At 44.8% G+C, this 9753-nt stretch carries 15 protein-coding genes and 1 pseudogene; all 16 read left to right on the top strand.

Going from position 1 to position 9753, the window contains the following annotated elements; genetic code table 11:
• Positions 1-9: 9 nt before the first annotated feature.
• The 16 genes and pseudogenes from NYE50_RS00835 to NYE50_RS00910 all read left to right on the top strand — a co-directional run bounded on the left by NYE50_RS00835 (position 10) and on the right by NYE50_RS00910 (position 9749).
• Positions 10-663, top strand: a complete 654-nt coding sequence (locus NYE50_RS00835; RefSeq protein WP_007410407.1) for an adenylate kinase — start codon at positions 10-12, stop codon at positions 661-663.
• Entirely contained in the window at positions 660-1406 is a 747-nt protein-coding gene (gene map / locus NYE50_RS00840; RefSeq protein WP_007410408.1) for a type I methionyl aminopeptidase, read from the top strand. Before NYE50_RS00835 ends, map begins: the two co-directional genes overlap by 4 nt.
• A gap of 64 nt (positions 1407-1470) precedes the next feature.
• Positions 1471-1753, top strand: a pseudogene (locus NYE50_RS00845) (KOW domain-containing RNA-binding protein).
• Positions 1731-1949, top strand: a complete 219-nt coding sequence (gene infA, locus NYE50_RS00850) for a translation initiation factor IF-1 (protein ID WP_003156508.1) — start codon at positions 1731-1733, stop codon at positions 1947-1949. The pseudogene NYE50_RS00845 and the gene infA overlap by 23 nt, the downstream one beginning before the upstream one ends.
• A 33-nt stretch (positions 1950-1982) precedes the next feature.
• A complete protein-coding gene (rpmJ, locus tag NYE50_RS00855; protein ID WP_003156543.1) occupies positions 1983-2096 on the top strand; it encodes a 50S ribosomal protein L36 in 114 nt (37 codons plus the stop codon).
• A 22-nt stretch (positions 2097-2118) separates the two neighbouring features.
• On the top strand, positions 2119-2484 hold the full coding sequence (rpsM, locus tag NYE50_RS00860; protein WP_003156545.1) for a 30S ribosomal protein S13: 366 nt from the start codon (positions 2119-2121) through the stop codon (positions 2482-2484).
• Between the two features lie 20 nt (positions 2485-2504).
• Positions 2505-2900 (top strand): 30S ribosomal protein S11, encoded by a 396-nt coding sequence (rpsK, locus tag NYE50_RS00865; RefSeq protein ID WP_003156547.1) that lies wholly within the window; start codon positions 2505-2507, stop codon positions 2898-2900.
• A 176-nt stretch (positions 2901-3076) separates the two neighbouring features.
• Complete coding sequence (locus NYE50_RS00870) at positions 3077-4021, top strand: DNA-directed RNA polymerase subunit alpha (RefSeq protein WP_003156549.1); 945 nt, start codon at positions 3077-3079, stop codon at positions 4019-4021.
• Positions 4022-4098: 77 nt separating this feature from the next.
• Complete coding sequence (rplQ, locus tag NYE50_RS00875; protein WP_003156550.1) at positions 4099-4461, top strand: 50S ribosomal protein L17; 363 nt, start codon at positions 4099-4101, stop codon at positions 4459-4461.
• Positions 4462-4592: 131 nt separating this feature from the next.
• Positions 4593-5438, top strand: coding sequence for an energy-coupling factor ABC transporter ATP-binding protein (locus tag NYE50_RS00880; RefSeq protein ID WP_224988804.1), 846 nt, complete (start codon positions 4593-4595; stop codon positions 5436-5438).
• Positions 5414-6283 carry an energy-coupling factor ABC transporter ATP-binding protein gene (locus NYE50_RS00885; RefSeq protein WP_224988801.1) on the top strand — a complete coding sequence of 290 codons (870 nt, stop codon included), beginning with the start codon at positions 5414-5416 and terminating at the stop codon, positions 6281-6283. The genes NYE50_RS00880 and NYE50_RS00885 overlap by 25 nt, the downstream gene beginning before the upstream one ends.
• Entirely contained in the window at positions 6280-7077 is a 798-nt protein-coding gene (locus tag NYE50_RS00890) for an energy-coupling factor transporter transmembrane component T family protein (RefSeq protein ID WP_016935894.1), read from the top strand. Before NYE50_RS00885 ends, NYE50_RS00890 begins: the two co-directional genes overlap by 4 nt.
• A 12-nt stretch (positions 7078-7089) precedes the next feature.
• Entirely contained in the window at positions 7090-7833 is a 744-nt protein-coding gene (truA, locus tag NYE50_RS00895; protein ID WP_224988799.1) for a tRNA pseudouridine(38-40) synthase TruA, read from the top strand.
• Between the two features lie 159 nt (positions 7834-7992).
• Complete coding sequence (rplM, locus tag NYE50_RS00900; protein WP_003156556.1) at positions 7993-8430, top strand: 50S ribosomal protein L13; 438 nt, start codon at positions 7993-7995, stop codon at positions 8428-8430.
• Between the two features lie 20 nt (positions 8431-8450).
• Positions 8451-8843 (top strand): 30S ribosomal protein S9, encoded by a 393-nt coding sequence (gene rpsI / locus NYE50_RS00905; RefSeq protein WP_003225846.1) that lies wholly within the window; start codon positions 8451-8453, stop codon positions 8841-8843.
• Between the two features lie 138 nt (positions 8844-8981).
• Positions 8982-9749, top strand: coding sequence for a class I SAM-dependent methyltransferase (locus tag NYE50_RS00910; protein WP_224988797.1), 768 nt, complete (start codon positions 8982-8984; stop codon positions 9747-9749).
• Positions 9750-9753: the final 4 nt, after the last annotated feature.

Raw genomic sequence — 9753 nt, forward strand, 5'->3', positions numbered from 1 at the left:
GAAATCCGAATGAACTTAGTCTTAATGGGACTTCCTGGAGCCGGTAAAGGCACACAGGGAGAACGAATTGTTGAGGATTATGGGATACCTCATATCTCAACGGGAGATATGTTCCGTGCTGCTATGAAAGAAGAAACACCACTCGGACTCGAAGCAAAGTCTTATATTGATAAAGGCGAGCTCGTACCGGACGAAGTCACAATCGGCATTGTCAAAGAAAGACTCGGCAAAGATGATTGTGAAAGAGGTTTTCTTCTGGACGGATTTCCGCGAACAGTCGCTCAGGCTGAAGCTCTTGAAAACATTCTTGAGGAATACGGCAAGCCGATTGATTATGTCATTAACATTAAAGTAGACAAAGACTCTTTAATGGAACGTTTGACTGGACGCAGAATTTGCAGTGTTTGCGGCACAACCTATCATTTGGTTTTCAATCCGCCGAAAACGCCGGGTGTTTGTGATAAAGACGGAGGAGACCTTTATCAACGGGCAGATGATAATGAGGAAACCGTCTCAAAACGGCTTGAGGTCAACATGAAGCAGACTCAGCCTTTACTCGATTTTTATTCTGAGAAAGGGTATCTTGTCAACGTCAATGGCCAGCAGGACATTAACGACGTGTACAAAGATGTGAAAGAGCTTCTTGGAGGATTGAGCAAATGATTATCTGTAAGACCCCTCGTGAGCTTGGCATCATGCGGGAAGCAGGGCGAATCGTGGCTTTGACTCATGAAGAGATGAAAAAGCACATTAAACCAGGAATCTCGACAAAAGAATTGGATCAAATTGCCGAACGTTTTATTGAGAAGCAGGGTGCAATCCCATCTTTTAAGGGGTATAATGGGTTTCGCGGGAGCATCTGTGTATCAGTTAATGAAGAACTCGTTCACGGAATTCCCGGTAAAAGGGTTTTGCGTGACGGTGACATTATCAGCATTGATATCGGTGCTAAATTAAATGGTTATCATGGTGACTCTGCTTGGACATATCCGGTAGGAAACATCAGTGATGATGATAAACGACTGCTGGAAGTGACAGAGGAGTCTTTATATAAAGGCTTGAAGGAAGCAAAACCAGGTGAACGTTTGTCGAATATTTCCCACGCAATACAAACGTATGTCGAAAATGAGCAGTTTTCAGTTGTTAGGGAGTATGTCGGACATGGTGTTGGTCAAGACTTGCATGAGGATCCGCAAATTCCTCATTACGGTCCGCCAAACAAAGGACCTAGGCTGAAGCCTGGTATGGTTCTCGCTATAGAACCGATGGTTAACGCTGGCAGCCGATATGTGAAAACATTGGCTGATAACTGGACGGTTGTAACGGTAGATGGGAAAAAGTGTGCTCATTTTGAACATACGATTGCGATTACGGAAACGGGTTTTGATATACTGACAAAAGTCTAGATGATGAAATGAATTCCATGACACATGTTTTTCATTCCGCACCTGGGCAGATTGTAGGTTTACAATTGGTCGGAAGAAAAACCGGCTAGCTGCTGTCATAGGAATGAAGATTCATCATCGTGTACTAAAGCAGACGGAGAAAAGCGTACATTTCATTCTCCTTAGAAAAAGAATATCAATCATTCACCCTTTATGATTGCGTATCTCCGGAAGTTCAGAACAGTATAAACGAAACAGGGCGTGTGACAAACGGATAACTGAGATTTTCTCTTTTGAAATTTGTCAGAGAGCAAGTTACTGATTTGAAGAAGGGAGAACACTTGAATGGCGAAAGACGATGTAATTGAAGTGGAAGGTACGATTGTCGAAACACTGCCAAACGCGATGTTCAAAGTTGAACTCGAAAATGGCCATACGGTTTTGGCTCACGTATCTGGTAAAATCCGCATGCACTTCATTCGCATTTTACCTGGAGACAAAGTTACGGTAGAATTATCTCCATATGACTTAACTCGTGGCAGGATTACGTACCGTTACAAATAAAGCACTCCGGAAACTGAAGGAGGTTGGAAACACATGAAAGTGAGACCATCAGTTAAACCAATCTGCGAGAAATGTAAAGTTATTCGCAGAAAAGGAAAAGTAATGGTGATCTGTGAAAATCCAAAGCATAAACAAAAACAAGGATAATTAATAAGGAGGTGCCCAGAGAATGGCTCGTATTGCTGGTGTAGATATCCCACGTGACAAACGTGTTGTTATTTCTTTAACATATGTCTTCGGAATTGGCCGCACAACGGCTCAGCAAGTCTTGAAAGAGGCTGGTGTTTCTGAAGATACTCGTGTGCGTGATCTTACTGAAGAAGAACTTGGTAAAATCCGTGATGTTATTGACAAACTGAAAGTAGAAGGTGACCTTCGCCGTGAAGTTTCTCTTAACATCAAGCGTCTGATCGAAATCGGAAGCTACCGCGGAATCCGCCATCGCAGAGGTTTGCCTGTTCGCGGACAAAACTCTAAAAACAATGCGCGTACTCGTAAAGGTCCGCGTCGTACTGTAGCTAACAAGAAAAAATAAGTAAGGGAGGTACCTAAACAATGGCTGCTGCTCGTAAACAAAACACGCGTAAACGTCGCGTGAAAAAGAATATTGAGTCAGGAATCGCTCATATTCGTTCAACTTTCAACAACACGATCGTTACGATCACTGATACTCATGGTAATGCTATTTCTTGGTCAAGTGCCGGAGCTCTAGGATTCAGAGGTTCTCGTAAATCGACTCCTTTTGCTGCGCAAATGGCTGCTGAAACAGCTGCTAAAGGTTCAATCGAACACGGACTTAAAACTCTTGAAGTAACTGTTAAAGGACCAGGTTCTGGCCGTGAAGCTGCAATCCGTGCTTTACAAGCTGCCGGACTTGAAGTTACAGCTATCAGAGACGTAACTCCTGTTCCTCATAATGGATGCCGTCCACCAAAACGTCGCCGCGTGTAATTTGTTTGTATAGATTTTGTGTCCCTGTCAATAATGGGTTATGATACAGTTATTTATGAAACGAATGCACCGACTCGTTGCCTGAGCACATACGGGACTAAACAATGGGGAATTTCGGATGGAATCTCATATGATTCTATTCGAGGTTTCGACGTTTTGAAGGAGGGTTTTAAGTAATGATCGAGATTGAAAAACCAAAAATCGAAACGGTTGAAATCAGCGACGATGCCAAATTTGGTAAGTTTGTCGTAGAGCCGCTTGAGCGTGGATATGGTACAACTCTGGGTAACTCCTTACGTCGTATCCTCTTATCCTCACTCCCTGGTGCCGCTGTAACATCGATCCAGATAGATGGTGTACTGCACGAATTCTCGACAATCGAAGGCGTTGTGGAAGATGTTACAACGATTATCTTGCACATTAAAAAGCTTGCATTGAAAATCTACTCTGATGAAGAGAAGACGCTCGAAATTGATGTACAGGGTGAAGGAACTGTCACAGCAGCTGATATTACACACGACAGCGATGTTGAAATCCTTAATCCGGATCTTCATATCGCGACTCTTGGTGAGAATGCGAGTTTCCGAGTTCGCCTTACTGCACAAAGAGGACGTGGGTATACACCTGCTGATTCGAACAAAAGAGACGATCAGCCAATCGGCGTGATTCCGATCGATTCAATCTTTACGCCAGTTTCTCGTTTATCTTATCAGGTAGAAAACACTCGTGTAGGCCAGGTTGCAAACTATGACAAACTTACACTTGATGTTTGGACTGACGGAAGCACTGGACCGAAGGAAGCAATTGCTCTCGGTTCTAAGATTTTAACTGAACACCTTAATATATTCGTTGGTTTAACTGACGAAGCTCAGCATGCTGAAATCATGGTTGAAAAAGAAGAGGATCAAAAGGAAAAAGTTCTTGAAATGACGATTGAGGAACTTGATCTTTCTGTCCGTTCTTACAACTGCTTGAAGCGTGCGGGCATTAACACGGTTCAAGAACTTGCGAACAAGACGGAAGAAGATATGATGAAAGTTCGCAACCTGGGACGCAAATCACTTGAAGAAGTGAAAGCGAAACTAGAAGAACTTGGACTCGGCCTTCGCAAAGACGATTGATCTAGTTTCCATGTGAACTAGGATTTTCGTGTGTTTTTTATTTAGAAACAGCATTCCATTAAAGGAGGGGACATCACATGTCATACAGAAAACTAGGACGTACGAGTTCACAGCGTAAAGCTATGCTTCGTGATCTTACAACAGATTTGATCATCAACGAAAGAATTGAAACAACTGAAACACGTGCGAAAGAACTTCGCTCTGTTGTTGAAAAGATGATCACTCTTGGTAAGCGCGGTGACTTGCATGCTCGTCGTCAAGCTGCTGCATACATTCGCAACGAGGTTGCAAATGAAGAAAATAACCAAGATGCACTTCAAAAATTATTCTCTGACATTGCAACTCGTTACGAGGAGCGCCAAGGCGGATACACACGTATTATGAAGCTTGGTCCTCGCCGTGGTGACGGTGCACCAATGGCAATCATCGAATTGGTTTAATCACATATTTTTGTGTATCTAAAGAAGGGCGGGACAGTTTCTAACTGGATCTATGCCCTTTTTTTAGATACCAGAACTTTTTATTATGAGACAGAAAAGCAGAGCTATAGCTGAGAGGAGGCCAGGCACCCGTGGATCAAAAACAGCTTATATCCGTAAAAGACATCTTATTTCGATACCGCAAAGATGCAGAAAGACCGGCGCTGGACGGTGTGAGTCTGGAGGTATACGAAGGAGAATGGCTTGCTATCGTAGGCCACAACGGTTCAGGGAAGTCGACTTTGGCCAGAGCGCTGAACGGACTGATTTTGCCTGAGGCCGGAGATATTGAAGTCGGCGGCATCAAACTGACTGAAGATACCGTGTGGGATGTGCGAAAAAAAATAGGGATGGTCTTTCAGAATCCCGATAACCAATTTGTCGGAACGACTGTTCGCGATGATGTGGCTTTTGGTTTAGAAAACAATGGTGTTCCGCGCGAAGAAATGATTGAGAGAGTAGATTGGGCTGTCACACAAGTCAATATGCAGGATTTTCTTGATCAAGAGCCGCACCATCTCTCCGGAGGTCAAAAACAAAGAGTGGCGATCGCAGGGATTATTGCTGCTCGTCCTGATATTATGATTTTGGATGAAGCGACATCCATGCTTGACCCGATCGGGAGAGAAGAAGTCCTTGATACTGTCAGACGCTTAAAAGATCAGGGCACGGCCACCGTCATTTCGATTACACATGACCTGGAAGAAGCCGCAAGGGCGGACAGAATCATTGTAATGAACGGCGGCAGGAAGTATGCAGAAGGCCCGCCTGAAGAGATTTTTAAATTAAATGAAGACTTGGTTCGCATCGGTCTTGATTTGCCTTTCTCATTCCAGCTCAGCCTGCTTTTGAAAGAAAGCGGACTGGCGTTAACGAAAAACCATCTGACTCAGGAAGGGCTGGTGAATGAGCTGTGGACATTAAAATCAAAGATGTAGAACATCGCTATCAAATGAAGACACCGTTTGAACGGCTTGCTCTGTATGATATCAATGCCGTGATAAAAGAGGGCAGCTATGTGGCCGTCATCGGGCATACAGGGTCGGGCAAATCGACGCTCTTACAGCATTTAAACGGTTTGCTGAGACCTACTAAAGGGCAGCTTGAACTCGGCAGCACGATTTTGGCAGCCGGTAAAAAAAATAAAAATCTTAAGACTTTGCGGAAAAAAGTCGGAATCGTTTTCCAATTTCCCGAACATCAGCTGTTTGAGGAGACTGTGCTGAAGGACATCTCATTCGGACCGATGAATTTCGGTGTGAAAAAAGAAGACGGTGAACGAAAGGCGAAAGAGATGCTGGAGCTTGTGGGCCTCCCGGAAGACATTTTGGATCGTTCGCCGTTTGAGCTCAGCGGCGGTCAGATGCGCAGAGTGGCGATTGCGGGCGTTCTCGCGATGGAGCCGGAAGTGCTGGTTTTGGATGAACCGACGGCCGGCCTTGATCCCAGAGGGCGCCAGGACATTATGGACATGTTCTATGCGCTTCATAAGCGTGGGAACTTAACTACGATTCTCGTCACCCACAGTATGGAGGATGCTGCCCGCTATGCCGACGAGATGATCGTCATGCATAAAGGAACCATTAAAGCGACGGGAAGTCCGCGCGACTTGTTTGCAAAAGGTGAAGAGATGGCCGAAATGGGTCTGGATCTTCCTGAATCGGTGAAGTTTCAGAGACGGCTTGAGACGGCTCTCGGCGTCAAGTATGAGAAACCCATGCTGACCCTGCAGGATGCCGCCAGCGAAATTAAGGCTTTCTTTCAGGAGGAAAAGGACCAATGATGGACAGCATGATTATCGGAAAGTATGTTCCCGGTTCATCGCTTATTCACCGGTTGGACCCGCGAACAAAACTTGTCAGCATCTTTCTTTTTGTATGTATCGTCTTTTTGGCAAACAACGTGCAGACGTACGCTTTGCTCGGTTTATTTACATTTGGGGTGATCGCCTTAACGCGAGTGCCTTTCAGCTTTTTACTGAAGGGGCTTAAGCCGATTATCTGGATTGTGGCGTTTACGTTTTTACTGCACATCTTCATGACGCATGAAGGGTCTGTCATTTTTCAGCTTGGCTGGTTTAAAGTATATGAGGGCGGACTTGTACAGGGGATTTTTATCTCTCTCCGTTTCGTCTATCTCATCTTTATGACGACGCTGCTGACGCTGACGACAACGCCGATTGAAATAACGGATGGAATGGAGCAGCTCTTGAATCCATTTAAAAAGGTGAAGCTGCCCGTACACGAACTCGCGTTAATGATGTCGATTTCGCTGCGCTTTATCCCGACGCTGATGGAAGAGACGGATAAAATCATGAAGGCGCAAATGGCGAGGGGGGCGGATTTTACAAGCGGTCCGGTGAAAGACAGAATCAAAGCTGTTGTTCCGCTGCTTGTTCCGCTGTTTGTCAGCGCCTTTAAACGCGCGGAAGAGCTCGCGGTCGCCATGGAGGCGAGAGGCTACCAGGGCGGTGAGGGGAGAACGAAATACAGAAAGCTCGTCTGGACCGGAAAGGATACCGGAGCCATTCTGCTCATCATCGTATTAGCCGTATTATTGTTTTTCTTAAGAAGTTAGAGGTGCTGCTGAATGAGAATGAAATGTACCATTGCTTATGACGGGCATTTATTTAACGGATATCAGGTTCAGCCTGGAAAACGGACCGTTCAAAGTGAATTGGAAAAGGCGCTGGCCGTCATCCACAAAACGGACGGCAGGGTGCCTGTCATCTCATCGGGCCGCACTGACAGCGATGTTCATGCTGCCGGGCAGGTCATTCATTTTGATACGCCGCTGTCCATTCCGGCTGAAAAATGGCCGTTTGCGCTCAATGCCCTGCTGCCTGATGATATTGCCGTCAAAAAAGCAGAGATTGCGGATGATGGGTTCCATGCACGATTTAGCGCAGTCCAAAAGGAATATCGCTACTTTGTATATACGGAGAAACACCCGGACGTATTTAAACGACATTACGCTTACCATTTTGCATATCAGCTTAATGTGCAGAAAATGAGGGAAGCTTCAAGGCACCTCATCGGGACACATGATTTCACAAGTTTTTGCGCGGCTGATACCGCGGTTCAGGATAAAGTCAGAACAGTTTACGAACTGGATTGGACTGAGACCGGAGACGGTCTGCAAATGCGGATCACCGGAAACGGATTTCTGTATAATATGGTCAGAATCATTGCCGGAACGTTATTGGACACAGGAACTGGAAAATTTTCTCCTGATGATGTAAAAGCAATGCTGGAAGTGAAGGATCGCGAAGCCGCGGGGCGCACCGCACCGGGGCACGGGCTGTATTTATGGCGCGTTTGCTATGACAACTAAACCAGGTGTAACATTTTCTTGACAGAGTCTGCATAAAGTTATAAGATATCATATGGTATGTATTTCAACCCCACGATAAGCCCCGGAACTTATTGTGTTGTGAAATAGAACGTAACAGAAGTTTATGAAAAAATGACAGATCATTTAGGAGGGAATTAAATGCGTACAACACCTATGGCTAACGCAAGTACTATTGAACGCAAGTGGTTAGTTGTTGATGCAGCTGGCAAGACTTTAGGACGTCTTTCTACAGAAGTTGCATCTATCCTTCGCGGGAAACACAAACCGACTTACACACCGCACGTTGATACTGGAGATCATGTGATCATCATCAACGCTGAAAAAATCGAGTTAACTGGTAAAAAGTTAACTGATAAAATCTACTACCGTCACACAATGCACCCAGGCGGTCTGAAATCAAGAACTGCTCTTGAAATGCGTACAAACTACCCTGAGAAAATGCTTGAGCTTGCTATCAAAGGCATGCTTCCAAAAGGTTCTCTAGGTCGTCAAATGTTCAAAAAATTGAACGTATACCGTGGTTCTGAGCATCCACATGAAGCACAAAAACCTGAAGTTTACGAACTTCGCGGTTAATTAAAAAGGAGGTTACCAATTTGGCACAGGTTCAATATTACGGTACTGGCCGTCGTAAAAGTTCTGTAGCGCGTGTGCGCTTAGTTCCAGGAGAAGGTCGTATCGTCGTTAATAATCGTGAAATCAGCGAGCACATTCCATCTCCAGCTCTAATCGAAGATATCAAACAACCATTAACTTTAACTGAAACAGCTGGTACTTATGATGTTTTAGTAAACGTACATGGAGGCGGCTTATCTGGTCAAGCTGGAGCAATCCGTCACGGTATCGCTCGTGCTTTGCTTGAAGCAGATCCAGAATACCGTGCAACACTTAAACGTGCTGGTCTTCTGACTCGTGACGCTCGTATGAAAGAACGTAAAAAATACGGTCTTAAAGGCGCTCGTCGTGCACCTCAGTTCTCAAAACGTTAATCGTTTTGGATTGCAAAAACCACAACTTCTTGGTTGTGGTTTTTTTGTATTTTTTTCTCATATCGAAGAGGTTATCCAATGTATTTCTAGAATTGTTTTGTTATACTCTATTCATTACCAATAAGGAGCGCAGTTATAATGAATAAGTTAGCCATACATAACAGCAAGGCATGGGATAAAAAAGTCGAAACGGGCAATGAATGGACGGTTGCGGTTGATTCCCATACGATTGGTGAAGCGAAAAAAGGCAATTGGAGCATCAGAATGACCCCCGCAAAAGACGTGCCGGAGGATTGGTTCCCATCCATAGACGGTTTGAAGGTTCTTTGTCTCGCTTCAGGAGGAGGACAGCAAGGCCCGGTGCTGGCTGCTGCAGGAGCTGATGTCACCGTCTTTGACAATTCGGAAAAGCAGCTTGCGCAAGACAGAATGGTTGCCGAACGGGATCACCTTACACTTCGGACTGTCAAAGGCAGCATGAATGATCTGAGCTGTTTTGATGATGAGTCATTTGATTTTATCGTGCATCCGGTATCGAATTGCTTTGTTGATTCAGTTCTCCCGGTATGGAAAGAAGCCTATCGCGTATTAAAAAAGGGCGGATCGTTAATCTCCGGTTTTGTAAATCCCGTCGTGTTCTTATTTGATATGGATTTAGAGCAGGAGGGCGTCCTAAAAGTAAAGTATTCCATTCCGTTTTCGGATGAAAAAGATCTGAGCAAGAAAAAAGTACAGGAACTCATGGAGAATCATGAAGCATTTGAATTCGGCCATACGTTAGAGGATCAAATTAAAGGCCAGATTGACGCAGGCTTCATGGTTGCGGGTTTTTATGAGGACAAGGGCGGCCTCGTTCTGGATGAATACATTAATACATACTCCGTAACAAGAAGCATCAAAATATAAAAAC

It is taken from the genome of Bacillus sp. EU55, from assembly GCF_038005925.1.
In the GTDB taxonomy this organism is placed as follows: domain Bacteria; phylum Bacillota; class Bacilli; order Bacillales; family Bacillaceae; genus Bacillus; species Bacillus velezensis.

Excerpts from the sequence above, each read along its gene's own strand:
- rplM (WP_003156556.1), top strand. The coding sequence starts at position 7,993 with ATGCGTACAACACCTATGGCTAACGCAAGTACTATTGAACGCAAGTGG.
- map (WP_007410408.1), top strand. The coding sequence starts at position 660 with ATGATTATCTGTAAGACCCCTCGTGAGCTTGGCATCATGCGGGAAGCA.
- NYE50_RS00835 (WP_007410407.1), top strand. The coding sequence starts at position 10 with ATGAACTTAGTCTTAATGGGACTTCCTGGAGCCGGTAAAGGCACACAG.
- rpsK (WP_003156547.1), top strand. The coding sequence starts at position 2,505 with ATGGCTGCTGCTCGTAAACAAAACACGCGTAAACGTCGCGTGAAAAAG.
- rpmJ (WP_003156543.1), top strand. The coding sequence starts at position 1,983 with ATGAAAGTGAGACCATCAGTTAAACCAATCTGCGAGAAATGTAAAGTT.
- truA (WP_224988799.1), top strand. The coding sequence starts at position 7,090 with ATGAGAATGAAATGTACCATTGCTTATGACGGGCATTTATTTAACGGA.
- rpsM (WP_003156545.1), top strand. The coding sequence starts at position 2,119 with ATGGCTCGTATTGCTGGTGTAGATATCCCACGTGACAAACGTGTTGTT.
- NYE50_RS00910 (WP_224988797.1), top strand. The coding sequence starts at position 8,982 with ATGAATAAGTTAGCCATACATAACAGCAAGGCATGGGATAAAAAAGTC.
- rplQ (WP_003156550.1), top strand. The coding sequence starts at position 4,099 with ATGTCATACAGAAAACTAGGACGTACGAGTTCACAGCGTAAAGCTATG.
- infA (WP_003156508.1), top strand. The coding sequence starts at position 1,731 with ATGGCGAAAGACGATGTAATTGAAGTGGAAGGTACGATTGTCGAAACA.
- NYE50_RS00890 (WP_016935894.1), top strand. The coding sequence starts at position 6,280 with ATGATGGACAGCATGATTATCGGAAAGTATGTTCCCGGTTCATCGCTT.
- NYE50_RS00870 (WP_003156549.1), top strand. The coding sequence starts at position 3,077 with ATGATCGAGATTGAAAAACCAAAAATCGAAACGGTTGAAATCAGCGAC.